General features: G+C 61.6%; 21 protein-coding genes. 5 read left to right on the forward strand and 16 right to left on the reverse strand.

The window, feature by feature from the left end:
* Window positions 1-9: 9 nt before the first annotated feature.
* Window positions 10-1,227 carry an AI-2E family transporter gene (locus K0V07_RS11150; RefSeq protein ID WP_220621468.1) on the reverse strand — a complete coding sequence of 406 codons (1,218 nt, stop codon included), beginning with the start codon at window positions 1,225-1,227 and terminating at the stop codon, window positions 10-12.
* Between the two features lie 258 nt (window positions 1,228-1,485).
* The gene (locus K0V07_RS11155) at window positions 1,486-1,773 is read right to left on the reverse strand and encodes a glutaredoxin family protein (RefSeq protein WP_220621469.1); all 288 of its coding nucleotides are present in this window, start codon (window positions 1,771-1,773) and stop codon (window positions 1,486-1,488) included.
* A gap of 178 nt (window positions 1,774-1,951) precedes the next feature.
* Between K0V07_RS11155 and uvrA the strand changes: the two genes are divergently transcribed.
* Both uvrA and K0V07_RS11165 read left to right on the forward strand, forming a co-directional pair.
* Entirely contained in the window at window positions 1,952-4,810 is a 2,859-nt protein-coding gene (gene uvrA / locus K0V07_RS11160) for an excinuclease ABC subunit UvrA (RefSeq protein WP_220621470.1), read from the forward strand.
* A gap of 340 nt (window positions 4,811-5,150) precedes the next feature.
* On the forward strand, window positions 5,151-5,996 hold the full coding sequence (locus K0V07_RS11165; RefSeq protein WP_220621471.1) for an inositol monophosphatase: 846 nt from the start codon (window positions 5,151-5,153) through the stop codon (window positions 5,994-5,996).
* A gap of 62 nt (window positions 5,997-6,058) precedes the next feature.
* On the opposite strand, the gene K0V07_RS11170 is transcribed toward K0V07_RS11165, so the two are convergent.
* The 6 genes from K0V07_RS11170 to K0V07_RS11195 all read right to left on the reverse strand — a co-directional run bounded on the left by K0V07_RS11170 (window position 6,059) and on the right by K0V07_RS11195 (window position 11,882).
* Window positions 6,059-6,640: a hypothetical protein gene (locus tag K0V07_RS11170; RefSeq protein ID WP_220621472.1), complete on the reverse strand. Its 582-nt coding sequence runs from the start codon at window positions 6,638-6,640 to the stop codon at window positions 6,059-6,061.
* A 156-nt stretch (window positions 6,641-6,796) separates the two neighbouring features.
* On the reverse strand, window positions 6,797-8,155 hold the full coding sequence (locus tag K0V07_RS11175) for an MBL fold metallo-hydrolase (protein WP_220621473.1): 1,359 nt from the start codon (window positions 8,153-8,155) through the stop codon (window positions 6,797-6,799).
* Window positions 8,156-8,252: 97 nt separating this feature from the next.
* Window positions 8,253-8,465 carry a sulfur carrier protein ThiS gene (gene thiS, locus K0V07_RS11180; RefSeq protein ID WP_220621474.1) on the reverse strand — a complete coding sequence of 71 codons (213 nt, stop codon included), beginning with the start codon at window positions 8,463-8,465 and terminating at the stop codon, window positions 8,253-8,255.
* Window positions 8,466-8,490: 25 nt separating this feature from the next.
* Complete coding sequence (gene thiH / locus K0V07_RS11185) at window positions 8,491-9,699, reverse strand: 2-iminoacetate synthase ThiH (RefSeq protein WP_220621475.1); 1,209 nt, start codon at window positions 9,697-9,699, stop codon at window positions 8,491-8,493.
* An 88-nt stretch (window positions 9,700-9,787) separates the two neighbouring features.
* Window positions 9,788-11,047 carry a DUF2254 domain-containing protein gene (locus tag K0V07_RS11190; RefSeq protein WP_220621476.1) on the reverse strand — a complete coding sequence of 420 codons (1,260 nt, stop codon included), beginning with the start codon at window positions 11,045-11,047 and terminating at the stop codon, window positions 9,788-9,790.
* 37 nt (window positions 11,048-11,084) lie between these two features.
* Window positions 11,085-11,882, reverse strand: coding sequence for a thiazole synthase (locus K0V07_RS11195; protein WP_220621477.1), 798 nt, complete (start codon window positions 11,880-11,882; stop codon window positions 11,085-11,087).
* A 142-nt stretch (window positions 11,883-12,024) separates the two neighbouring features.
* On the opposite strand from K0V07_RS11195, the gene K0V07_RS11200 reads away from it, so the two are divergent.
* The 3 genes from K0V07_RS11200 (at window position 12,025) to K0V07_RS11210 (ending at window position 14,401) form a co-directional block, all read left to right on the forward strand.
* Complete coding sequence (locus tag K0V07_RS11200; protein WP_220621478.1) at window positions 12,025-12,942, forward strand: cation diffusion facilitator family transporter; 918 nt, start codon at window positions 12,025-12,027, stop codon at window positions 12,940-12,942.
* A gap of 167 nt (window positions 12,943-13,109) precedes the next feature.
* On the forward strand, window positions 13,110-13,700 hold the full coding sequence (locus K0V07_RS11205; RefSeq protein ID WP_220621479.1) for a sigma-70 family RNA polymerase sigma factor: 591 nt from the start codon (window positions 13,110-13,112) through the stop codon (window positions 13,698-13,700).
* Window positions 13,697-14,401 carry a hypothetical protein gene (locus K0V07_RS11210; protein WP_220621480.1) on the forward strand — a complete coding sequence of 235 codons (705 nt, stop codon included), beginning with the start codon at window positions 13,697-13,699 and terminating at the stop codon, window positions 14,399-14,401. Before K0V07_RS11205 ends, K0V07_RS11210 begins: the two co-directional genes overlap by 4 nt.
* Window positions 14,402-14,437: 36 nt before the next feature.
* On the opposite strand, the gene sulP is transcribed toward K0V07_RS11210, so the two are convergent.
* The 8 genes from sulP to K0V07_RS11250 all read right to left on the reverse strand — a co-directional run bounded on the left by sulP (window position 14,438) and on the right by K0V07_RS11250 (window position 25,560).
* Entirely contained in the window at window positions 14,438-16,096 is a 1,659-nt protein-coding gene (sulP, locus tag K0V07_RS11215) for a sulfate permease (protein ID WP_220621481.1), read from the reverse strand.
* A gap of 155 nt (window positions 16,097-16,251) precedes the next feature.
* Complete coding sequence (locus tag K0V07_RS11220; protein WP_220621482.1) at window positions 16,252-17,451, reverse strand: YibE/F family protein; 1,200 nt, start codon at window positions 17,449-17,451, stop codon at window positions 16,252-16,254.
* Between the two features lie 130 nt (window positions 17,452-17,581).
* Window positions 17,582-19,162, reverse strand: coding sequence for an alkaline phosphatase (locus tag K0V07_RS11225; protein WP_220621483.1), 1,581 nt, complete (start codon window positions 19,160-19,162; stop codon window positions 17,582-17,584).
* 67 nt (window positions 19,163-19,229) lie between these two features.
* Window positions 19,230-19,955, reverse strand: coding sequence for a PEP-CTERM sorting domain-containing protein (locus K0V07_RS11230; RefSeq protein WP_220621484.1), 726 nt, complete (start codon window positions 19,953-19,955; stop codon window positions 19,230-19,232).
* 418 nt (window positions 19,956-20,373) lie between these two features.
* Entirely contained in the window at window positions 20,374-22,518 is a 2,145-nt protein-coding gene (mdoH, locus tag K0V07_RS11235; RefSeq protein WP_220621485.1) for a glucans biosynthesis glucosyltransferase MdoH, read from the reverse strand.
* Window positions 22,515-23,078: a hypothetical protein gene (locus tag K0V07_RS11240; protein ID WP_220621486.1), complete on the reverse strand. Its 564-nt coding sequence runs from the start codon at window positions 23,076-23,078 to the stop codon at window positions 22,515-22,517. The genes mdoH and K0V07_RS11240 overlap by 4 nt, the downstream gene beginning before the upstream one ends.
* Complete coding sequence (locus K0V07_RS11245) at window positions 23,066-24,565, reverse strand: glucan biosynthesis protein G (RefSeq protein WP_220621487.1); 1,500 nt, start codon at window positions 24,563-24,565, stop codon at window positions 23,066-23,068. The genes K0V07_RS11240 and K0V07_RS11245 overlap by 13 nt, the downstream gene beginning before the upstream one ends.
* 107 nt (window positions 24,566-24,672) lie before the next feature.
* Window positions 24,673-25,560, reverse strand: a complete 888-nt coding sequence (locus K0V07_RS11250) for an ARMT1-like domain-containing protein (protein ID WP_220621488.1) — start codon at window positions 25,558-25,560, stop codon at window positions 24,673-24,675.
* Between the last annotated feature and the right edge of the window lie 124 nt (window positions 25,561-25,684).

Consider the following 25,684-nt stretch of genomic DNA (forward strand, 5'->3'; position numbering starts at 1 on the left):
CTCGTAAGACTACGCCTCAGCAGCTTTGTCGGGCGGCGTTTCGAGTGAGCTGTCACCGCCATTGGTGAGCATGGGCAGGTACTTGACCTTGGCCAGACGCCAGGCGACCACAAAGAACGCCGTCAACGGGATGGCGAGGATCATGCCGAGGATGCCGTTCAGGGCGGTGCCCCAGAAGAAGATCGCGATGATGATGACCATCGGGTGCAGTCCGGTGCGGTCGCCCATGATCTTCGGGGTCAGGAAGTAGCCCTCCAGCGCCTGCACGACGGCGAAGACGATCAGCACGTAGATGATGGTGTTCATCCCGCCGTCGGCCTGCAGATAGCCGATGGGCAGGGCCATCCCCAGCCCGAGGATGGTGCCGAGGTAGGGGATGATGTTGAGAAAGCCCATGGCCATCCCGATGAAGAACCCGAACTTTAGCCCGGCGATGGTGAAGCCGATGGCGTAGCAGAGGCCCATGATCAGCCCGATCACGATTTGCCCACGGAAGAACGAAACGATGATGCCGACAAACTCGCGTACGAGGAAGACCAGGTCGTCACGGACTTTTTCGTTGAGGAAGACCAGCTCGTGCTTGAGGTCCTGCGAGAAGTCGCGGTTGCTCAGCAGGAGAAAGAACAGATAAACCGGAATGATCGCCGTCTGGGCCGAGATGGAGAAAAAGGTGAGCAGGCCCTGTCCGGACTTTTCGATCAGCCCGACCATGCTCCCGGCACTGTTTTTGACCATCTCCAGGAGGCGGTTGGCCAGCTCGCCGCTCTGGTCCATCATCTGGTTCCATTTTTGCTCCCCGAAGATGTCCTTACCGATGGTCATCAAGTCGGGGAACTTACTGCGGATGCCCTCGACCAGCCCCGTGATCTGGTCGGGAAGTGTCTGGAAGAAATGGATGATCTGCTTGTCAAACAGCTCGACCACCGCATAGACGCCCGCTCCGAGGATGAGGATGGCCAGCGCATATAAAACAAGGATCGAGGGGATGAGCCCGATATGCAGCGTGCGGCTGATGAGGCCGACTACCGGGCGCAACAGCATGGCCAGAATGCCGGCTACGGCCAGGGGCCAGAGGACACCACTAAAGGTGCCGACAAAGAGCTTTAGCAGGTAGAAGCACAGCAGGACGACCGCGCATAGGAAAACAACACCCAGGGCGGTGAGGGCGGCGACGACGATGCGCTTTTGCAGATCACTGAAAACTCTTTCCGGCTGCTTCTCACCCATGGAGGAGAGGATGCCGAGGGTATCTGCCGTGTCGAGGTTTTATATCACACCCGAGCCCCTGCCGGGTTGCACCCGGGGGCTCTGAGGCCTCCGCTTGGAGCGTCGGCCTGGACAACGGCGACTGACGCCGGCTCAATCGAACTTCACACAGCCTGCGCAGGCAGGGTGCGAAACTTGTAGGCGAACTACTATTTACTGTGAGCGATGTGGCAGAGCCCCATCAAGATGTGCAGCATCTAAGGCGAAGGGCATTGCCCTTTAGTCGTCTTCGTAGTTATCGGCGAGGCCGAGGTCGCGGCGGACTTCGGGCTCTTCGGCCAGGGCGTCCTTAAGCTCTTCCACGCTGAAATCGGCCACCATGAAGTCGCCGTATTCGAGGGTAGGGGTCTTTGTCTGGCCGCTAACTTCGATCATGCGTTGCATGTTTTGCGCGCTCAGATTGACGTCGCGCAGGTCGACCTCGATCGCGTGTTTCTGGAAGAATGCCATGGCCTCGCGGCACCAGGGGCAGCCTCGCTTGATATAGAGTATGGGGTGTTTGGACATGACGTTCAGGCGTTGAGATTGAATGACTTAAACCAATCACGGCAAGTCATTCGCCGCAACTCTTTTCGGACGATTTACGGGTGCTAAACAAACGCTGCTTGGCCTTGCGGTGAGCGCGAAATGAGGGCAGGTTATTCCTTTTGTTTAGAGCCGAGGGGAAGCATATTTGCACGAGACGATGAGCCAGATAGAGAGTCAGCCCAACATCCATATCAAGGGGGCCCGCCAGCATAACCTGCGCGACCTCGAGCTGCACATCCCGCGCGGGCAGCTCGTGGTCATCACCGGTGTATCCGGCTCGGGTAAGTCCACGCTGGCCTTTGACACGCTCTATGCCGAGGGCTACCGCAAGTACATGGAGAGCCTCTCGGCGCGCGCCCGGCAGTACCTGGACCAGCTACCGCGCCCGGATGTGGACTTTATCCACGGGCTGCCGCCGGTCGTCGCCATCGAGCAGCGCACGATCACCGGCGCGAATCCGCGCAGCACGGTCGCCACGGTGACGGAGATCGCCGACTATGCCCGGCTGCTGTGGACTGTCTGCGGGGAGCAGTTTGATCCGGTGGACGGCGCGCCGATCGAGCGGCGTTCACTCGACGAGTGCATCGCCCGCATCTATGAGGAGCCGGAGGGGAGCCGCCTGATGCTGCTGGCCCCCGCGCTCACGGCGAAGCCCGCTGTCCTGCGCGAGGAGCTGCCCCGGCTGCGGCAGAAAGGCTTTCTGCGCGTGCGTATCGACGGGGAAATACGTGAGCTGGCCGACGACAAGATCATCCCCTCCGGCAGCCGTGAGATTCCGGTCGATGTCGTGGTGGACCGCATCGTCCTGGCCCCGGACCAGCGCGGGCGTATCGCCGACTCGCTGGAGCTGGCCTTCCGCGAGGGCGGGGACCGTGCGGTTGTCATGGTGCAGCATGACAGGGAAAGCCCGTGGCATGAGTTCAAGCTCAGCCAGGCGCTGGCAGGCACACGCTCAGGCATCGTGTACGAGCCGCTCTCGACGCGCTCCTTTTCGTGGAATAGCCCGGAGGGCGCCTGCCCGACCTGTGGCGGCCTGGGCCAGACGATGCAGTTTAGCGACGAGCTGGTCATCCCCGACCCGGAGAAGACCGTGCGGGGTGGGGCGGTCAAGCCCTGGCGCCTCGGCTCAAAGGCGATGATCATCAAGCGCAACGCCATCCTCAAACAACTGGCCGAGCAGCTACCCTTTGACCCGAAAGTACCCTGGAGCGAACTGCCGGAAGACGTCCGCCATACGATCCTGCACGGGGCCGGTGATCGACTCTTTTCCTTTAAGCTCAAACCCGGCAATACCAAGCCCGAGGCCCTGCCGTTTGCGGGGGTCATCGCGGACCTTGAGGAGTCGCGCCGCACGACCAGCAGCGATGGCTTTCGAGCGCGGCTCATGGCCTACCAGGTCACCTCGCTGTGTCCGGACTGCAAGGGGAGCCGCCTGAACGCCCGCGCGCGAAACGTCCGCGTCGAGGGGGTGTCTTTCACGGACTTTATCGGGCTGGGGATCGAGCGGGCACGCGAGTTTATCGAAACGCTCAGCCGTGGCGGAGACAGATACAAGTCGGCCGCCGACGCCGTGCGCGGTCTGCGTGAGCGGCTCGGGTTCTTGTCCGAGGTCGGGCTGGAGTACCTGACGCTCGACCGTGGCTATGCCACGCTCTCTGGCGGCGAGGCCCAGCGTGTGCGTCTGGCCACTCAGCTCGGGATGGGGCTCGTTGGCGTGGCCTACATCCTCGACGAGCCGAGCATCGGCCTGCACCCGGTGGACAATCAGCGCCTGATCGAGACGCTCACCGGCCTGCGAGACCGTGGGAACGCCGTGCTCGTGGTCGAGCATGACGCTGACACCATGCGTGTGGCCGACCAGTTAATCGAGCTGGGGCCCGGCGCGGGCGATACCGGTGGCGAGTTGATCTTTCAGGGGACGGTAGAGGAGTGCATCGCCTCCCCGCGTTCGCGCACCGGCCCGTACCTATCCGGTAAAAGCGAGATCATGCGCGATGCGCGTCCGCTCGATCCGCGCCACGGCCACCTCACGGTAATCGGTGCGCGCGAGAACAACCTGCGCGACCTCAATGTGGGCTTCCCGCTGGGGCTGCTGACGGTCGTGTGCGGCGTTTCCGGTTCGGGTAAGAGCACGCTCGTGAACGACATCCTGGCGCGCGCGGCGGCCTTTAAGCTCAATGGCGCAAAGGCCATCCCCGGCCTGCACAAGGAGATCGACGGGCTGAACAATTTCAAAACCGTGGTGCGCGTGGATCAGGAGCCGATCGGGCGCAGCCCGCGCTCGAACCCGGCTACGTACGTGAAGCTTTTCGATCAGTTGCGCGATCTCTTCTCGAAGTGCCCGCTGGCCAAGGTCCGTGGCTACAAGCCGAGTCGCTTCAGCTTTAACGTGCGCGGGGGGCGCTGCGAGAAGTGTCAGGGCGACGGCCAGATCAAGCTCGATATGCAGTTCCTCGGAGACGTGTTCGTGGAGTGCCCGAGCTGCCGTGGTCAGCGCTATAACCGCGAGACGCTGGAGATCCGCTTCAAGGGCTACAACATCGCCGAAGTCCTCGACATGACGGTTGAGGAGGCGATGCGGCACTTCCGCAACCAACCGAAGATTTTTGAAAAGCTCTCCACGCTGGCAGCGGTGGGCCTCGGCTACGTCAAGCTCGGCCAACCCGCCAACACGCTCTCCGGCGGGGAGGCCCAGCGCATCAAGCTCTCGCTCGAGCTTTCGCGCCGCCAGCAGGGGCAGACCCTGTACCTGCTCGACGAGCCCACGACCGGCCTGCACTGGGAAGACATCCAGAAGCTGATGGACCTGCTCTTCCAGCTCCGGGACGCCGGTAACACCGTGGTCATCATCGAGCACCAGCTCGATGTCATCGCGCTGGCTGACTGGCTGATCGAGCTCGGCCCCGGCGGCGGTAAAAACGGTGGCCATCTGGTCTTTGAAGGAACCCCCTGCGATATGGCGCACGCCGAAGGCTCGCCCACCGGTGCCGCTCTGCGTGCCGCCGGACGAGGGTAGGGGGTGGGAGCTTTTTTCCGGGGCTGCGCGCCCCACGCCCCGCTGTGCGTGACCACACTGGACATTGATGGGGCGACGCCCCATCGCTCACTGCGTTCGCTGCCCCAATAACAGGCATCTCCTATGGACTATGTCCTGAGGTGGCGACCCAGTTTTGATGCTCTGCTCAGCGATTACGTGAACCAGCAAAGCTGGTTCACGTAATCGCTGACACGATGCGTAGGATCGAAAGTGCAGCCCTCGGCTGCCGCGGGGCGTGGGGGCGCGGAGCCCCCAGAAAAAAAGAAGCTCGCTATCGGACGTTGCCAAGGGCGGGGTGAGGTGTCAGGGTGGCCGGTTCATGAAACCGCAGAAGAGAAAGCCGGGACGCAAGCCGGTGCCAAGTGAACTGCGCCACCGGATCAACGCCGGGCGGGTCGCGGTGAAGAACCAGATTGCATTTTTTGAAGGCCAGTTCGGGCAGGTCGAGAGCCAGTGGAAGGAAGACGATACCCGCGTGACCTTTGCCGACTTCGCGATTTCAGAGAAGGTATTTACCGAGCTGCGTCGCTCCTTCCCGCACGACGACTACTGCAGCGAGGAGTCCAACCCCGAGGACGAGGTGATGCAGCTTGAGGCCGAGTATGCCTGGATCATCGACCCCATCGACGGGACGAATAACTACGCTCTCGGCGTACCGATGTGCGGCATTTCTCTGGCGCTGCTGCGTAATGGCGAGCCGATCTACGGCTATATCTACGACTTTTCCCGCCGGGTACTCGTCCAGGGGGGCGAAGGCGAGGGCGTGCTCGATGGCACCCAAAGGGGGCGCGTGATCACGGATGAGCCGACCCCTCACAGCCACTTTGCGACGAACTTTCCCTACTCACCCGAGGACCTGACACGTATGCGCCCGCTGTTTGAAAAGTATCGGGTGCGCTGCTTCGGGAGTGCGGCGTTGAACCTCACCTACACCGCTATCGGTAAGCTGGCCGCGTGCGTGGACTTTCGGGTCAAGCTGTGGGATGTGGCTGCAGGGTTCGCGCTGATCAAGGCGGCGGGCGGGGAGATCGTCTATCTGGACGAGCCGCTGTTTCCCATCGACAGCTTTCACGTGCACATGCCACCCGTTCGCTACGTGGCGGGGAGCCCGGCCTTTTGCCGTGTCGTGAAAGAATGCTACGAAGCCTCTGCCAAGAGCGAGTAGCAGGTACAGGCCTGTACCGGTAACCAAAAAACGCGGCTTAATGGCGTGCCGCGTATAGGTCTTTAGTCTTTAAAGGCGAAACTCTTGCGGATCAGGTCGAAGCCCGGGAAGGCTGCGTCCAGGTCATCCGCATAGTACAGCTCTGTCACGAGAATGCCGCGCTGGCCCATGGTGGAGACAAAGATGCGTGCGCCACCGGGGAGGAACCCGGCGATCTTGCCCTTGAGGTGAACCCCCTGGCCCTCGAACTGGCCCCAGTTATTGAAGCTGTCACGGGAGTAGGTCTCGATCATCGGCCCGTCCAGCGTCGTGAGGATGCTGAACATGATGTCGTCGGCGTCCGTATTGGCGTCGGGAACAAAGAGCTTGATCGTGATGTAGGAATCCCCGTTGGCGACCTCGATCGTGAACAGGTGATCCGCATCGTAATCATCCTGACTGGTGGCGATGTGCCAGCCGGTGGGATAAGTCAGGGTAAAGGCAGGGCGGTCGATGGTCGAAATTTCATCTGCCGACCAATCCTCCTGGAGGATATTAAGTGCAAGGTGACTCGCAGATTCCAGTTGGAGCGAGGCGATGGAGCCGGCTTGAGCTGTGAGAGCAACGGCCAGCACTGACAGAGAAGATAATATTTTTCCTAACATCAAACCTAATGACTTGTTGTAGCCGACGTTATACGACGACCCTAGCGCATGTCACGCAATTTCCGTACCAGTATAGATAAAGGAGTGACCTCATTTAATGGATTTGTCAACCCGTCAAAAGAGGGATGCTCCTAAAATAAAATACAGTCTATACAACTATACTGTGTAGCAGGTGCCGGGGGCGGGATCTATGATCTGATAGGCGGCCTCATCCTGCTCCAGTTGCTCATGGAACCAGCTGCGTGCCTCGGGATCGCCATGAGTCAGGACAATGGCGCGCGGCTCGCACTTACGGGCAAAGCTGAGCAGCTCCTCGCGGTCGGCATGACCGCTCAGGTCGAAGCGCTCGATCGTAGCCCGTACGGGGGTGACATGGTCGAGGGTCTCGAAGACAAAGGACTCGTCCTGAGGGGTTTGCAGAAGCTTCCCGCCGGGGGTGTCCGGGTCGCAGTAGCCCACGAAGCACAGGGCGTTGTGGGGGCTGCCCAGCAGGGACGCAGCGATGGCATAGGAGGGCGTGTTCTCGACGAGCATGCCACTGCTAACCACAAAAAGCGTGGGCTTGGAGGGCGGCTTGCCGGGCGCAGGAGCGCGCTTGAGGGCCTGCACGCCGAGGCGTTTCAGGACATTGCGCCGGAACTTTACCGCCCCGATCTTGCGGGCGATAACATCAAAATAATCCACCAGATCGAGGCCGAGCCCGGAGCAGACGACGGGGACTTTGGGGATGTCGCCTTTTGTGCGGGCCTCGTCGAGGATGGCGAGGATCTCCTGCATGCGCCCGAGGGCAAAAGCCGGGATGAGCACGGAGCCGCCATTTTCCAGCGTGCGGCTGACGGTCTGGATGAGGCGGGCGACTTCCTCCTCGCGCCGGGTATCGTCGGTGCGACGGGTCAGGCCGCGGGTCGTTTCCATGACCAGAGTGTCAAAGGTCTCGTCCGGGAAGGCCGCACCGGGTAGGGTCTTTTGGTCCCCGAAGAGCACGTCCCCGGTGAAGAAAATCGAGCGGTGCTTGTAGGTGAGCTTGATCGCGGCAGCGCCGACGATATGCCCGGAGGGGTAGAGGGTGACCTGCACCTCTTCACCGCCCTTGGCAAAGGTGCGGGAGTGCCCGTAGGGCAGGGCAAACATGATGGGCTCCAGCCGGTCCAGCTCGGCAAAGGAATACAGCGGGTACTCGGGGATGCGCTGCTCATCACGCTGACGGCGCATGACGTTGCAGGAGTTGCGGAGCATGCGCACGGCCAGCTCCTGCGTGGGGCGGCTGAGAATGATCATCGCCTCGGGCTGGTGGCGCAGGGCCACGGGCACGGCCCCGAGGTGGTCCAGGTGGCAGTGCGTCAGGATGAGCGCGTCGATGCTGTTGGGGGCGAGCTTGTCAAAATCGGGCAGGGTCTCGCGTCCGACTTTTTTCGGGTGAATGCCCGCATCTATCAGAAAACGGAACGGTCCCAGTTCGACCAGAAGGCAATTTGCTCCGATGCCTCCGTGCGGGTTCAGGTCTGTCAACTTCATGAAAAGCGGGAAAACCTAACGGTTGCGACCCGGTAAGGCAATCCCCCTCTTCGCTGAAAATGAGAAAGCCTTCTCGCCCTAAGCCTAGAAGGCTGGCTCACCCGCCGGCGACGATGCGGACGATTTCGAGGTTGTCGCCGTCTGCGAGGGTGGCCTTGAGCGTTTCGGAGGGGGTGAGAGCCTCGCGGTTGCGCTCGACCACGACGCGCTCCGGGGCCAGCCCGAGCGAGTCGAGGAAGTCCGGCAGCGTGGTGGCCGTTTCCAGTACGTAGGGTTTACCGTTGGCGGTGATGTGGATTTTGTCGCTCATGATCAGGGGAAAGTTTTTCTGTGTTTCAGGTTGAGGTGTCCGTGGTGACGAGGGCGCGGTCGAAGTCCTTCCAGACGGCTTCGTAGCCCTGGCGGCGAATCATGGCCGCAATCTCAACCGGCGGGCGCTCATCGGCAATATGAAACTGCTCGCCGGGCTGGTCGCCTTCGGGGACCCAGGTGTCTTCGTTGAAGTTTTCGTAGCCGCCGGGCTCGGTGCTGGAGCCTGCGCTCATCAGCGTGACGCCGACCTTGACGAGGCCGTCGCGGAGCTTGGGAGACTCGCGAGTGGAGAGGGTGACGCCGACCTGCGGGAGGAACATCCGCAGCGCGCAGATGACCTGCACCATTTGCCGGTCGCTCATGCAGAACTCCGGGTTAGGCTCATAGCCGCCAGCGGCAGGCCGCATGCGCGGGAAGCTGACCGAGACCTGGGCTTTCCAGCACTTACGCAGCAGGTGGTGGGCATGGGCTGCGGCGGCCATCGTCTCGTGCCGCCAGTCGTAGAGCCCGTAGAGAGCACCGATACCCAGCCGCCGGAACCCGGCCTCGTAGCCGCGCTCGGCGGTATCGACGCGCCAGGCGAAGTACTTTTTCGGGCCTGCCTTGTGCATCACCTCGTAGGTGGGCTGGTGGTAGCTTTCCTGGTAAACGATGAGGCCTTCGGCTCCGGTCTGGACGAGCGGCGCGTAGTCGGCAGCGTCCATCGGCCCGAGCTCCAGGGCGACGGAGGGCATGTGCCGGAGCCCGGCCTTGATGCACTCGGCCACGTAGCCGTTGGAGACATACTTGGGGTGCTCCCCGGCCACCAGCAGCAGCGAGCGGAAGCCCTGACGGGCGATCTTGGCGATCTGCTCCTCGGCTACGTTGACCGGGATGGTCAGGCGCGGGATGTCATTGTGCCGCGAAAAGCCGCAGTACGTGCAGACGTTGACGCACTCATTGGAAAGGTAGAGCGGCGAAAAAAGCCGGATCGCCTTACCGAAGAAGCGCTGCGTCAGCCGCTGCGAAATCGCAGCCATGGTTTCGAGATACTCACCGGCTTCAGGGGAGGTGAGCAGGGCAAATTCTTCCAGCGTCTCGGCGCGTCCCTTGCGGATGATCTGCTCGATGCGGGCACGGTCACCGTGGCGCGAGCGGTAGGCGAGCTCGCTGATCGGCAGCCGCTGAAGGCTCTCGGAAAAGGTTCCAACCGGCGCTTCGGCCGGGGTGTGGTACTTGGCAGGTCTGGCCATGATCGATTAATTGTAAACGAGGCGCGGCGAAAGGCAACGCCTTTACAGAAAGGATTCTCAAAATTCTACGGTCTGGAATGGCGGGGGCTTACTTCGCCCACTGCTCATAGACGGCGCGGACATCTTCGTAGTCCTCCTCCAGGGAGAGGGCGTTTTGGGCGCGTTTGAGGGAGAGGCGGGCGTAGTGCTCAGCCATGTCCTTCATCTCCGGATCGATAGCGGCGAGGGCGCGGAATGCCTTTTGCAGGCGGATCATGACCTCCCGCATGGACGCGCCGTCCCGTGAGATACCGATAAAGGCGTCGTCAAAAAGGGACTCAAGCTGCACAGCTGGGGCCTCCAGCCGGTCGTAGCGTTTATCTGTCTCGGCATCAGCTTCCTCCTCGGGGTTTCTCCAGAGGTGAAGCAGGCGAACGAGCTGACCCACGACCTGGATGGCCGTGCCGGGGTCATTGACGGAAGGTGAAAGCGCGCGGCTGGCAATCTCCGAGAGCACCACGAATCCGAAGCGGGGGTCCTCGTCGAAGAGGCGCTGCTCGCCCAGGCGGAAAGCCTGCCCGAGCCGCTCCAGGTCTTCCTCGGCGATGGCTCGCTCGGGCTTGCCCATGATGCGGGCGACGACGCGGTCCGGCGTGATAAAGGCACCCGGCAGCACATTCAGGCGGATCTTCAGGTCAGCCTTGTCAGCCCAGCGTTGCAGCAGGCTGAAGTCGATCCACTGCAGGTAGCCGATGCGCGGTACGCGGACCTCGACGCCCTCGGCGGATTCCTCCTCAGAGGCACCATGCCAGAGCCACGAGCGCTGGTAGCGGGTGATGGCACGGGTGGTGGCGGCTTCGACTTTTTTCAATGTCATGGCGAGCCGCCCGAGCCGGGCAATGCGATCCACCCACCGGATGAAGGTGATGACCACGACCCAGAAAACCGCCAGCGTCAGGATCAGCAGAAAGAAGCGACCCGCGCCGCTGTAGAAGCCGTTCATCAGCGCCAGGACGGCGATGACCGAAAACAGAAACGCCCCGATGAAGGTGGAGAGCGCGTTCTGGGAAACGTCGTCGGCGATGATCAGCGAAAATGACCGCGGAGTCGCCGTCTGGCCTGCCGATGAGTAGGCGGAGACCATGGCCCCCACCGCGAAGACCGCGACAGCCAGCATCCCTGTGTTCAGGACGCCCAGCAGCACCTCCAGCGACTCGCGGCTGATGTCAGGCACGAGGCTCGCATCCACCCAGCGTCCGAGCAGGTAGGCGACAACGGTCCCCATAAAGGAGACGACGCACATCACCAACGGTCTGACCCAGAGGGCCTCGGACAGGCGGTTGCGGATAAACTGAAGGGTACTTAGCATGCGGTGGGGCGCACCCGCACAGGCGGGTGAAACACTCTTAATCCAGAAACGCGGTCAACGGGCTCGTGGCAACGGCCTGGCTGGACCGCGGGCCGAGACCCATCTCGTAGGCGGCTCGACCGGCCTCCACGGCGGTGGCAAAGGCCTTGCCCATGCGGCAGGGATCGGCGGCCACGGCGATAGCGGTATTAACCAGTACGGCGTCGGCACCCATTTCAAGTGCGGCAGCGGCATGTGAGGGCGTACCGAGCCCGGCGTCTACGACGACGGGGACGCGTGCCTGCTCGATAATGATCTCGATCTGCGCACGGGTTTCCAGCCCGCGGTTGGAGCCGATAGGAGCTCCCAGCGGCATGACCGCGGCGCAGCCGATGTCTTGCAGGCGGGCGGCCAGCACGGGGTCGGCGTTGATGTAGGGCAGCACGGTCCAGCCTTCTTCGACGAGGACTTTGGCGGCCTTGTAGGTCTCGATCGGGTCGGGGAGCAGGTAGTTGGGGTCCGGGTGGATCTCCAGCTTGATCCACTGGGGCAGCCCCGCAGCCAGCGAGAGGCGCGCCAGGCGGAGCGCCTCATCGGCGTCCATAGCTCCGGCGGTATTGGGCAGGAGCAGATAGCGGTCGGGCTCCAGAAAGTCCAGGATGTCGGCGAAGGGGTCGGCCTCGGACTCAAGGTTGGCACGCTTGAGGGCGACGGTGACCAACTCGGTACCGCAGGACCGCAGCGCATCGCGCATGGCGGTGTTGGAGGAAAACTTGCCGGTGCCGACCAGCAGGCGGGAGCCGAAGCTCCGGCCGGCGATCACGAGCGGCTCGCAGGATAAGGATTCTTGTGTCATTGCTAGGGCCATTACAGGTGGCAAAGTCCGCCCGGTGTAACGCCAGAGCTGCCTGTCGAGATGGCGAAACGCCATTTTTACCGTCAACGGGCAGCATACAGCCTTGTCTTGGGCGGGCTGATCCGTGAAAGAGTAGACGTTCATGGAGAAAAAGCAAGAGGGTCTGCGTGTAACGTGGCTAAGTGTCTGGATGAATATCCTGCTCGGTGCCCTCAAGTGCGTGATCGGCTTCTTCTCGCATTCGGCTGCGCTGATGGCCGACGGGCTTCACTCGCTGGTGGACCTCTCCACTGATGTGGTGGCGCTTTTTGGCCTGAAAATGGCCGCTAAGCCCTGGGACGATAACCACCCCTACGGGCATCACCGTTTTGCCAGCCTCAGCTCGCTGTTTATCGGCCTGGCGCTGCTCGGCTTTTGTATCGGCTTGATTATCAGCTCGGTGCATCAGCTGGTGGACGGTGACTCCGCCGACCCGACCTGGCCCGCGCTGGCTGCTGCGGTGCTCTCCCTGGCCGCTAAGGAATGGCTCTACTGGCGGACCCGCAGAATCGCCCGGCAGGAGAAGTCCAGGCTGTTGCTAGCCAACGCCTTACACCACCGGACGGACTCGCTTTCTTCGGCTCTGGTCCTTATCGCCTTGATCGCAATCATGATCGGTGGGCCGCAGCTGGCCTTTCTCGACAAGCTGGTCGGCCTGATCCTCGGCGGGTGGCTCGGTCTGGAGGCCGGGAAGATCATCTTAAACACCTGCAAGGACCTGCTCGATACGGCGCCGGACCAGGCCGTCATCAACGACATCCGTGAGCACATCCTGCCGGTGCCGGGGGCGGTGGCCTACCACTTGTTCCGCGTGCGACGGGTAGGGGACATGCTCGACGTGGATTTGCACCTGCAGGTGGACGGCTCGCTAACGGTTGAGGAGGGGCACGAGATCGCCCATCAGGTTCGCATGAACATCCTCAACCGCCACAAGGAAGTACTTGATGTCCTGATACATGTGGAGCCCGCCAGCCAGCACCACGTGCGCGAGCTGGGCGTCTCCAGTCTCGGTGGTGCGTGACCGCACGGGCACTCCGGCTGGAGCAGTGTTTATGGGGCATGTCCCCCACAGGTGCAGGGCTTTGTCCTGAGGAGGCACTCCGCGCTTGAAAAAAGGCTCGTTGGGTGCCATTATTGGGGAACATTTCCGCCCGTTAAGTTTCCTACTGTTAAACCGATTCTATTCTTATGGAGACCCCCCCAGCTGACCAAGTGTTAGTCGCCCGCGTGAAGGATGGCGACAACGGTGCGTTCGGAGAGATTGTAACCCTCTACTGGGACCGAATTTTTGCTCGCGCTTTCCAACTGCTCAAGAACCGCGAAGACGCCGAGGAGGTGACGCAGGATACCTTTATCCGTGCGCAAAAAGGCCTCGAAAACTTCCGCGGTGATTCCGCCTTTTCCACGTGGCTGTATCAGATCGCCACGAACCTCGCCCACAACCGCTACTGGTACTGGTGGCGGCGTAAGCGCAGCTCATCTTTCTCTCTCGATCAGAACCTGACTCAGGACAGTGATGCCACGCTGGCCGATGTCTTGCCCGCTGAGGGCGAGGATCCCGGTGAAGCCACCCTGACCCAGGAGTTCGTGGATCGCGTGTCATCCTGCATGCAGCAGCTCAATGACAAGCACCGGGAGATTCTCGTCCTGCGTAACGTTCACAACCTCTCCTACGAAGAAATCGCCGAAGAACTGCGCATCAGCGTAGGAACGGTAAAGAGTCGCATCGCCCGCGCCCGCGAAAGCCTCCGCGAGCAGATGGGGAGTGATTTTAAATGACCGACAGCCGCTTTGAGCAGCTGGTAAATCTCTACCTCGATAAGGAGATTACTCCCGAGGGGGTTGCCGACTTGAAGAAGGAGCTGGCTTCCAGTGCCGCGCGTCGTCGTGCCTTTAAGCAGTGCCGTAGCCTGCGTGCTGCCGAGAACCGGATCATCTGTGGTAGCTATGTGCGCGACCCGGATGATGATATCATGCCGGAGCCTTCGCGCCGTCAGAAGCTTTTCGCCTACGTCACCCAGATCGGGGGGATGGCTGCTGCCGTCGCCTTGTCAGTGGGAGCGTTTGTGTATGTGGCCCGTAGTGACTCCCGGGATCTGGACCCGATCACGGCTGATGCCTCGCAACTGCGGGGGCAGGTGGATACCCGCCAGGTTATCGTCCTCGTGGACGCCGTGCCCAGCCGCGAGCTGATGGCCCGTCTGGTAGATTTGAAAAACACACATGCGGTCGTGGCTACACGTATCGGCGACCGTATCCAGGGCTGGGTGGTGACACCGATCAACTACGCCCCGCCTAAGGACGATCCGCTCCGGCTGCTGACTCTGTCACAGCCCATGTCGATCGAAGATCTGGCCACACGCGTGCGCTGCCTGCGCGAGATGCGTGAGCTGCCCGGTACCACGGCCACGGTGTCGCTGCAGGATGACCGGCCTATGGTCGATTATCCTTTGATGGCCTCCAGTGAGGCCGGTTACTAACAGGGCTGCGCCCTGCGCGTCCGGGTAACCCTGCGATTACTCCGAGAGTAAGGTATGAGCGCGAGCCAGTGCGGCGTCGATGTCCGGGCAGATGTTTTCCGCGCCTATCCGCGCGAGTAGACCCGACTTTTTCAGGGCTTTGTGCGGCTGAGGCTGGAGGGCGCTGATCACGAGCTGGCGATTTTTCTTTCGCAGCTTTTCGTAAAGATTTTCCAGAGCGTTAAGACCGGTTGCGTCCATGGCCGTGACCTTGCGCATGCGCAGGATGACAACCTTTGGCTCGCGTTGTGCGCGCTTAAGTGCGGTCTCCAGCCGGTCGGCCACGCCGAAGAAGAACGGCCCGAGGATACGGAAGACCTGCACCTCGTCGGGGATGTCCTTACCCAGCAGGCTGTGTTGCGGCCCCTCGGTGTCGGTGGAGGCATCCACCGGCGTGATCTGGGAGGTGTCGGCCACGCGCTTGATAAAGAGGATCGCCGCGAGGATCATGCCAACCTCCACGGCCAGCGTGAGGTCAAAAAGCACCGTCAGCGCAAACGTGGTCAGAAACACTGCCGCATCGCTGCGCGGCCATTTGAACAGGCGCTTGAAGTGGTGCCATTCGCCCATGTTGTAGGCGACCTTGACCAACACGGCGGCCAGCACGGCCAGCGGGACGGATTTGGCCAGTGGCGCGGCGGCCAGCAGGATGACCAGCAGCGTCACGGCGTGGATCATCCCGGCGACCGGTGTGCGGCCCCCGCTTTTGACGTTCGTCGCTGTGCGCGCAATCGCGCCGGTGGCGGCGATCCCGCCAAAGAGCGGGCAGAAAATGTTGGCCAGACCCTGTGCCTTGAGCTCCTGATTGGAGTCGTGCCGGTCGTCGATCATCCCGTCGGCGACCACAGCAGACAGCAATGATTCAATGGCGGCGAGGAGGGCGATGGTGGTGGCAGGCTGGATCAGCCGCCCGAGCTCCGAGAAGGAAAACTCTGGCACGTGCAGAGGCGGCAATCCCTCCGGGATGCCCCCGAAGCGCGTCCCGATCGTTTCCACCGGGAGCTTGAAGACAGCCACGACGACTGTACCGAGCACGAGCGCCACCACGGAGCCGGGTACGACGCGCATCCACTTTTTCGGCCAGAAAATAATCAGCAGCAGCGCACTGATGGCGAGCAGGGCCGTTGGCAGGTGGGTGGTGCCGAGCGAACCGCCGAGAGCCGCGCACTTATCGAGGAAGGCCGAGGGGACCTTGTCCAGATCGAGCCCGAGGAAGTCCTTGATCTGCGTGCTGAGGATGAGCACGGCGATGCCCGAGGTGAAGCCCACCGTGACCGGGTAGGGGATGTACTTGATCGCCTGCCCCAGACCGGCGAACCCCATGATCAGCAGGATAAAGCCCGCCATGATCGTGCACACGGCGAGGTTTGAGGCACCGTACTCGGTCAGAATCCCGTAAACGATGACGATGAATGCGCCGGTCGGCCCGCCGATCTGCACACGCGAGCCCCCGAAGGCCGAGATGATGAAGCCCGCGATGACGGCGGTGATGATACCGGCCTCGGGTGCGACACCGGAGGCGATGGCAAAGGCCATGGCCAGCGGCAGGGCCACGATGCCCACAGTGATACCTGCGGTCAGGTCCGCTCCGAATTGTCCGCGGTTATAACCGCGCAGGCACTCGACCAACCGAGGCCTAAATGTCAAAAATCTCATGCTCTCTCCCCGTGAAAGCACTTGATGTTACGCCTGAATGAACTTGTCGGTCAAGCTGACGATTGTTGCGCGTGCAAAATATTAGCGGCTCTTGCGTGGGACAAGAGTCGCAGCGATACGCGCTTGAAAATGGGGCAGTCGTCCGGCGTTTGCCCCTACGCGGTCTGCGCTTCGCTGGCTTGGGTGACCGGCTCGGCTTGGGGCTGAGTGGTGGGCATACGGTAGTGCCAGATGAACCCGCTGACCAGCGCTGTAAAGGGGGCCACCGTAACCAGCCCGAAGCTGCCCACCATGATGTTGAGAAACTCGGCGGCCACGTAGTTGATATTCGCGATACGCGCCAGGGGCATACCCTGCGAGGTGAAGAGCATGAGCATGGTGATGTAGCTGCTGGAGTAGGCCAGCAGGAGCGTGGTCGTCATGGTGCCGGTCACGGCCCGGCCTACCGAGAGCCCGGAGCGGATGTGCTCCCAGCGGCCGATGCCGGGGCTCTTCTCCTTGATCTCGTGCATGGCACTGGCGATGTCCATCGACAGGTCCATCATCGCCCCGGAGCAGCCGATGACCACCGCTGCAATAAAGATAGGGGTTAGCTTCAGCTCGAAAAAGCCCGAGTACAGCAGCGTTTCGCTAAAGGGCCGCACCGCGCCATTGATGCGGAAGGCATCGGTAAAGACCAGCGCGAGTATGCAGGTGACGGCCAGCCCGAGCACCGAGCCCAGAAACGACGCCAGCCCGCGGCGGGTGAGCCCCCCGACAAGGAAGCAGATGCACGCCGTCAGCAGGAGCACCACACCCATGCCAATCATGATCGGGTTTTTGCCATCGAGAAAGAGCGGGATCATGATCTTCCAGATTAGCAGGGCCGAGAAGGCAAAGGACAGCAGTGCCTTGGCACCCGTCGAGCCTGCGACCAGCAGCAGCAGGACGACGAACAGCACACACATCAGCACCTCGCCCTGCACGCGGTAGTGGCCACGGGCTACCCCTGCGATGGGCTTGCCCTGGGGACCGGAGGAGTACTGGAGCAGCAGGTCGTCGCCGGGCTGGAAGTACTCGTCGAGTGCGAGCTGCCCGGTGAGGATGTTGTCGGCGGTGAGCTGTTTGCCTTTGTCAGGGCCGCTGAGCAGCTCGACCTCGAGCCGCTGCGCGCCGGAGCGCAGCATCAGGTTCTGGCGCACGGTGCTGTTGTCCACCGAGAGCACGCGGGCACGCTCGTGCAGGAGTCCACTCTGGGCCTCCGGCTCTTCAAAGCGGTTAATGTCTACGAAGCACAGGGCAACGCATAGTGTGGCGAAAAAGGCGCAAAACAGCGAGTCCCGGCTTAACAGTTTCTGGCGGAGAGATGAGCGCATGATTGGTGAGGTTTACGAAAAAAGGGCGGTCTGAAAATACCCCTTGGGTTACATCTTGGTGGAGAAAAAGAGGCGTGACCGGAAGAGCCGGCCACGCCTCAGAGTTTGGATTCAGTAGCAGGCGGGCAGATTACTCAGCGGAGGCCGGGAGGGTTTCGCTCACACGCATGGCGGCGGCGATGCTCTTGGCGATGTCCGTGTTGTCATAGAAGCCGTTGAAGCGGTACTCGTCGTAACCCATGGCCATGACCGGGATCGGCACAGCGGTGTGGGAGTACGTGGTCCAGCCCAGGCCGGTGTCCTGTCCGAACTGGTGGCAGACTTCCATCGTGAGGGCGTCGTAGCCGCCGTAGTACAGGTAGTCGACGCTGTTGGTGCCGCCAGTGTAGCCGGAGGGGGCGCTGGTTTCGTTCACCGGGGCGCCGCTCATGCTGCGGTCAAAGGCGTCTTCGAGGCGTTCCTTGCGGTAGTCGCTGAGGCTGTCATAGACGATGCCGAAGTTATCGGCGATCAGGGTCTTGATCGTGTCGTCCATGTTGGTGGATCCCGCGTCGTAGGTTTCACCGAAGTTCATGTTGGCTTTGTAGGCGTAGACGGCGCCGGTGAAGGCTTCGTACGACATCTGCTGGTTGAGCAGGTTCGCGAAGGTCGTTTCGTAGCCACGGCCGGAGAAGCCGATGGTCAGGCCGCCGGTTTCGTGGTCACCGGTGACGACGATGAGGGTTTCGTTCGGGTGCTCGTTGTAGAAGGCGATAGCCTTGCCCACGGCGTTGTCGAAGTCGATCGTGTCGCCGATCGTGCCCATGGCGTCATTGGCGTGACAGGCCCAGTCGATCTTGCCGCCTTCGACCATCAGGAAGAAGCCGCTATTGTTATTGTCATAGAGGCAGTCGATGGCGATTTCGGTCATCTCGGCGAGGGAGATGGCGTCCTCGGCGCGGTCGATTTCGTAGGGCATGGCGGAGCTGCTCTGGAGCACCGGCACCGTGCACACGACCATGTCCTGCGGAGTGGTCTTGAGGGCGCGGATGGAGGCGGTGTCGTTGAGCATGGAGTAGCCGGCGACTTCAAACATTTCGTTCAGCGTGTCACCTTCCATGGCCGGGAAGGCCGTGGGGTAGGCGTTGTTGGAAGCGCGCTTCCAGCCGCCACCGCCGAAGAAGTTGAAGCCGGACTGGGCAGCCTGCACAGCGACCAGTTCATACGAATTACGGGAGTCCACGTTGGCGTAGAAGGCGCCGGGAGTGGCGTGGTCGAGCGAGACGCTGGAGACGACACCGACCTTGTAGCCCTTTTCCTGGGCAAGCTCGGCGACACTCTTGAAGTTGGTGCTCAGGCTGGAGTCCTTACCGATGGTGCCGACGAGGGTCTTTGATCCGGTGGCCAGAGCGGTACCGGCAGCGGCGGAGTCCGTGATGAAGCGGTCCGTGGCGTAGGTGGTGTTGATCCCGGCGACGGGCAGCAGGTTCATGTTCAGGCGATTCTGCGGCTGGTCAACGTCGGTAGCGATGTTGGCATCACCGCCATTGAGGGCGACGAGGTAGGCCTCGGCAGCCTGGATCTGGACGGAGGCCATGCCGTCACCGATGAGGAAGATGACATACTTGGCGCCGACGGTCTCGCGGCTGGGGCGAGCCTGCAAGCTCGTAGCGGAAAACGCGAGGGCAGCGGTCAGGCCGGCAAACGCGCAGGATTGGAAGAATTTTTTCATGATATGACTAACAGTGTTGATGGTATTCGTATGGATATAGTTCTAACAGCGAACTAAAGATGATAGCTTAGCGGAGGGTGCGTCGGCGGCGATAGGCGACGAGGGCCAGCGCGGCGAGACCGGCGAGGATGCCGTAGGTCGAGGGCTCGGGGACGGCATCGTAGGAGGCGGAGTCCACCTCGATCCAGGAGATGTAGGAGGCGTTATTAACCGACAGCCCCGGATCAGCGCCGATGTCGATAAAGATACCGTCGGCAGAGTTTTCCACCGTGAAGGTGAAGGACTCGATGATCATGTCCGTCTCCACGTCGTAGAGGCTGCTTCTGCTGATCGCGCTGATGATGCTCGACTCGCTGCTGTCGCTGTAGTACAGCTCCAGACCTAGGTCGTAGTTCTGGCGCCACTCGGAGTCACCGAGGTCGGCGAAGTAGCAGATCTGCACGCTGAAGAGCTGGGTCTCGTAGCCGGAGATGGCCGGCATCCAGATGCTCAGGTCATAGTTGGAGGTGGTTTCGAGCCAGTTGCCGTCCGAGTCACTGTAGCGGGCGGTGTTGCCGTTGAGCGAGACGAGGTCGGGAGCGTCCATCCCGGCCACGCCCCCGTCGACGGTGTTGCCATTATAGTCTACAACTTCGTAGACGTCGGCCTGTGCCGAATCTGACGAGTTGAAGAGGCTGTAGTAGTTGTATTCGACGTGGACGGAGTTGTCTCCGCCGATCCAGTCGAGACCGACCTCTGCCTGCAGGGCGGAAGCAGACAGGAGGAGTCCGATGAGTAGCTGTTTAGTGTACATGATTCACCAATGTGGGTTGAAGGAATGATAGGTGTTTCCTGCCGTCGCAGCCTTGCGCCAGCATGGGTGAAGTATATCCGTAACATGCTACTAATGCATTCGCTTTGCGTTAATGTTGTATGCGTTTTGCGTTAAAATATCATGGCTAACGTGTCTGTGCTGGCACGAAATCCACCCGCCCGTCATCGTTGTGACAGGAAAAACACTCCGACGTGGGGGAAAGCTCCCAAACGCACGGAAGGTGAGCCCGTAGTCAGGGCCGGGGGACGATCATGGCGTTTGTGACGTTGATACGATCGTATCACCCGATGTATTCAATAATGGATACGGGCATGCATAGCCACTCCGCTCGCGAAAGCGCCAAGCTCAATGAGGCCTCTCAGCTATGGCCGAAGCCTCTCCAGGGGGGCAGCGACTCTTACTCCGTACGCTGATGGAAAAGCATGCGGTAGGTATAGCTGCGGCTGGCCTCTTGCCACCAGGGGCTCAGCTCGTGGTTGGGGCGCGACCAGACCAGCTTGTGGAGGCGGAGCGTGGACTCGTAGTCGAGCAGCAGCCGCATCTTTTCGTTATTCGTGAGGGCTTCCGCGCCCTCTTGAAGCAGCTTGTGCTCCAGCGCCTGTAGTGCCTTGCGGGCGCATGGGTCAGGCTGTGACTTCTCGCGCATGAGCAGGCCGTGCAGGGCGTTAATGTACGGGTCCAGTACGACACCGAGCAGCCCGATGTCCTCAAAGCGCTCCATCGAGGCGGGGAGGGGGGCGTCCTCCTCGCAGCGGGTGAGCAGGTCGCGGATCTCGTGCGGCGGGTCTGTCTCCTCGGGGCTGAGCAGCAGGCCGCGCTTGCGGAACCACCGTCCAGCGGTCTCCCGGCTGGTGTAGACCGATAAGGGCACGGCCAGTAGCCAACCCAGCAGGACCGGACTCATCCACCAGAAAAGAATCGGGCTGATGGTCCAGGTCAGGATGCCCCAGAGGATACCCACGACGACGTGGCCACCCTGAGCTGCGATGGCTTCGCGCCAGGGTGTGCCGTCTGCACTGTCCCGCACCTGCGTGGACCATTTTACCTTTTGCCCGAGCAGGATCGTGAGCACGAACCCACTGTGAAAGAGCATCATCGACGGAGCGATCAGCGTGAAGAAAAAGACCTCGATGGCAACGGAGCCCGCCGCCCTGAACCAGCCCCCGAAGCGTTTTGCCTGCCGAGGTTTTGCCGCCAGCCAGATCAGGGTCATGGCCTTGGGGCCAAAGATCATCAGCCCGGTCATGCCGAGCAGGATGAGGCCCTGGTCGGAGAGGGATTCCGGCATCCAGGAGAAGAGACTGGCGCGGGGGACGAGGGTGAGCTCGCTGCCGACCCAGCGGTAGGTGCCGAGCGTTGCGAGTCCGAGAAACAGCAGCCACAGCGGCGAGGCGATATAGCCGAGGATGCCGTTGATCATGTGAATGCGGCTGCGGTGGGGGATGCGCCCGAAGAGCACCAGCCAGGCATGCTGGAGATTTCCCTGACACCAGCGGCGGTCGCGCTTGGCCATGTCGATGAGGGTGGGGGGCATCTCCTCGTAGCTGCCCTCCATGTCGTAGCCGAGCCATACCTCAAACCCGGCCTTGTGCATGAGCACGGCCTCCACGAAGTCGTGGCTGAGGACGCGCCCTCCCAGCGGCTCGACGCCCGGCAGCTCCGGCAGCGTGCAGTACTTCAGAAAAGGTTTCAGGCGGATGATGGCGTTATGGCCCCAGTAGTTGCCGTAGTCCTGCTGCCAGGCATTGAGCCCGGCCCCGGAGAGCAGGCCGTGTACGCGGTTGGTGAACTGCTGGAGCCGCGCCAGGAGGGTCTTCCCGTTGAAGAGACCGGGCATGGTCTGGAGGATGCCGACCTGCTCGTTGCGCTCCATCATCTCGGTCATGCGGACAATGCAGGTGGCGCTCATCAGGCTGTCCGCATCGAAGCAGAGCATGTAGTCGTAGTTCCCGGCCCAGCGGCGGCAGAAGTCGGCCACGTTGCCGGACTTCTGGTTGATGTTGTTACGGCGGCGGCGGTAGAAAAGCTTGCCGTGGGCACCGAGGCGCAGGGCGGTTTCGTTCCAGGCGATTTCCTCGGCGATCCAGTTATCGGCGTCGGTCGAGTCGCTGAGCACAAACACGTCGTAGTGCTCGATCTGGCCAAGCTCTTTCAAGTGTTTGTAAACGGTCTCGACTCCCGCGAAGAAACGCTCCGGGTCCTCATTGTAGATGGGGAAGATCAACGCCGTGCGGCTGGTGAGCTTGATCGTCGCAGGGTCCCGGTCGAGGTCGATGGTACGGGTGATGCGGTGAGGGTCGTCCCGGCGCAGCACCATAAACAGCCCGACCAGTGGCTGCACAAACCCGAAGGCGACATGCGCGAACAATATGACAAACAGCACCAGCATGAGAAAGCTGGTGGCGGTGAAGCCGACCCGGTTGAGCAGATCCCAGTAAATCGTGCCAGCGATCAGGGTCAGCAGAATGTGCAGGCCAAAGAGCACCTGGCGGGCGAAACCCCCACTGGGCGTCGTCGAGACGGGTTGTGCTTCGTCGCTCATCGGGCCAGGTAAATGACGGTTACGATCCCTGCGGCCACGATGGCGGAAAAGGTAAACATGCGCAGGAGCGAGTTCTGGAACAGGCGGCGTGTGCCCTCGGCAACGTCGCTCACCGTATCAAACTGAATCTGGGGCACACCGACGCTGGTGCGGTGCAGGTTGGGGACGCCGATGATGCCTGCCTCGCGCACAGCCTGAAGCAGCTCGGGCGCAAAGTCATCATGACTCAGGAAAGCCTCGGGCCAGCGAGGAATGATCCGCGCGGCCTGTACGATGGTCAACATACGGGCGGTTGAGTAGCCGTTGCGGCTGCTTTCGTCGGTGGCGTCATTGAGTCGCTTCAGCCAGATGGTGACGCGTTCGCGCAGTTTTTCCACCGCCAGAGCCTCCGGCTCCTGAGCGTCGGGGGCACCTGCTAGGGCCTCGTGCACGATGTCTCGTGCCAGCTCGTGGCGTACGTAGGCGTTCTCTACCTGGTACGCACGCAGCAGCAGCGCGACTTTACGGTAGGCGCGGTCCCAGCGGGCTAAATCTGCGGACGGATGCTCTAGGGGCGCCATTGATAGATCCACATTTCACTCAGCGGCTGGTCGCCACGCCAGAGCTGGAGCTGCAGGTCGGCCAGCTCGGTTTGCGGGAGCGCGCGCAGGTCGAAGTGTACGCGCAGGCCGGTCGTCTCCGGGTTATACATGATGTGGGGCTGTTGCACGATCTCGGCCCCGTCAGCACTCAGGCGTGCGGTCAGGTCGCGGATCTCCACGGGCTTGAATTTATCCGGTGCGCTGATGTCGAGGATGAAGGTTTCGGCATCGGCGTGGTGCCAGGAGTCGCCGATCCGGGTGGCCTCGATTTTCTGGAGCTTGGTGTCCGGGTCGGCAAACTGGAAGTTCAGCCAGTAGTTGAGCTCGTAGGGGACGCCGGGCTTAGGCTCCTCCGTGGGACGGAAGAACGCCACCATGTTATCAACGGTCTCGGTATCCTGATGGAATTCGAAGAGCACGACATCGCCCTTGGGCCATGTGCCCTGGGTCTGGACCCAGGCCGAGGGACGCTCATGATAATGCTCGCTCAGATCCTGGTAATTAGCGAAGAGCCGGTCGCGCTGGAGCAGTCCGAAGCCGTGTAGCTTCTCTGTGGGAAAGACGGTCAGGTGGTTACCGGGGTAGTTTGTGAGGGGGCGCCAGATCCAGCTCGTCCCGTCGTTGATCAGGAGGCCGTCTGAGTCGTGGACCTCCGGCCGCCAGTCGCCGATGAGCTGGTCACGGGCTTCGCCGTACCAGAACATGCTCGTGAGCGGTGCGAAGTAAATATCTCCGCGGGCATCCTGACGGCGAAAAATACGGGCCGTGACCTCGATCTGGGTATTCTCGCCGGGCGTGAGGTAAAAGCGATAGGCACCGGTCACGCTAGGGCCCTCCAGCAGGGCAAGGATTTCCAGCGAACGGGCGTCGGGGGCGGGTTTTTTCAGCCAGAACCGGCTGAAGCGCGGGAATTCCTCGTTATCACCGCCCGTCCCGACGGCGATACCACGGGCTGAGATCCCATAGTACTGATCCCGGCCTAGGGCACGGAGGTAGGAGGCCCCCTGAAAGACAAGCACATCGTCGAAGACGTCCGGCTTGTTGAGCGGGGTGCGAATGCGCAGCCCGGCATAGCCCTGCAGGTCCCACTCGTCGGGGTTGACCCCGGTCAGCTCGAAATTAAAAAAATCCTTCACGTAGGGGATCTGCTGGGAGTGCGTATCGCTGTACTCATTGATCTGCACGGTCTCCGGGTAGATGTACCCGTTGTGAAAGAAATCGACCTGAAAGGGCAGCCCGGCGGTTTTCCAGAGCGCCTTATCCTTGTTGAAGCGGATTTTCCGGTACTCATCGAAGTCCAGAGCGACCAGCTCCTGCGGTAAAGCATCAGAAGGGCTGGTATAGGGCTTGGCAGCCAGGTCACGGGCAATTCCCGTGACATATTCCAGATTGATTTCGCGCCTTTCAAAGGCATGGACGCTGTGCAGGGCGCAAAGACCCAGCAGGATGCTCAAGCTTAACCTCATGAGGATATATAAACGCACCGGGTTGGGACCCGGTATGGCGGATTCATAAAAAAAGCCGTCCGCCTGAATGGCGAGCGGGGATTCTTATGCAGGAGTGATGCCAATCTTTAGGCGCTGTCAACTCCCGTATGCGTTATGACGATATCGCCAAGCCGCACTTTAGGGTGCCCATTTTCCACCAGAGCATGCGCGATCATCTCGCATTTGACCATAAAAAGGAGGAAGAAATCGGGCTCCTGGTCAAAGCATTCGGCGTTTGCCTGGCCCTTGGCCAGACGGATGTCGCACTGGTTGATCTGCTCCCAGACCGGGTAGCTGGCTGCGCTGGAGGGGGGCTTCCCCGGCCCCATTTGCAGGATTTCCACCCTGTCGAGCTCTTGGATGCCGACGATATCGGCGTCGGCGGCGAGCGCATCGTTCAGAAAGGCTTCCTCACGAACGACAAAGAGAATCTTCTCCAACCCGCTCTGATCGAGCAGCTGCGTCAGCAGCAGGCGGTCGAACACGATTTCCCCGGCGTTATCGGCCAGATAGGCGAGGGTGCACGCCGTGCCGAGACGCTCGCGTAAGAGGGGTAAGTCGTTGATGGCAAAGGGCTGCTTCAGGCAGCGCTCGAGCGTGGCGCCGAGGTCAAAGGGGGCCTGCGGGCCATAGTCGATGATGTTACCGGCCACGGCGAGCCGGACGGCGTGCTCCAGCGGGTCCATTGACCCCTTCTGCTTGTGCGCGTGGAGTTTCTCAACCCAGGCCGCAGCCTGGGCATTACTGTGCTGTTTGAGCGCCCCGTAGGGGTCCGGTTGGCCCGTGATCTCGTGCACGATGCGCTGCACAGCGCGCGCCAGTGCGATCGGGGAGTCATCCGGGTCCCCGGCCAGCAGGTGGCCCATCACTGCCCGCACGACCAGGTCCTGCTGCTTTTCGTCAGCGCCAGCCAGCCGGGAGGCATGCAGCCCCTGACGAATGAAACAGCTGAAGCAGTCGATGGTCGTTTTCATGCCAGTTCAAAGGTAACGCTGCGGCCCGCGTAGGCTTCGGCGCAGCGGGCTGGGAGGTTTATCCAAAACCCCATGATGGCGCGGATGTCGGGCATGGCAGAGAGCGAAGGGGAAACCGTGGGGA

It is taken from the genome of Ruficoccus sp. ZRK36 (assembly GCF_019603315.1).
Lineage (GTDB): Bacteria > Verrucomicrobiota > Verrucomicrobiia > Opitutales > Cerasicoccaceae > Ruficoccus.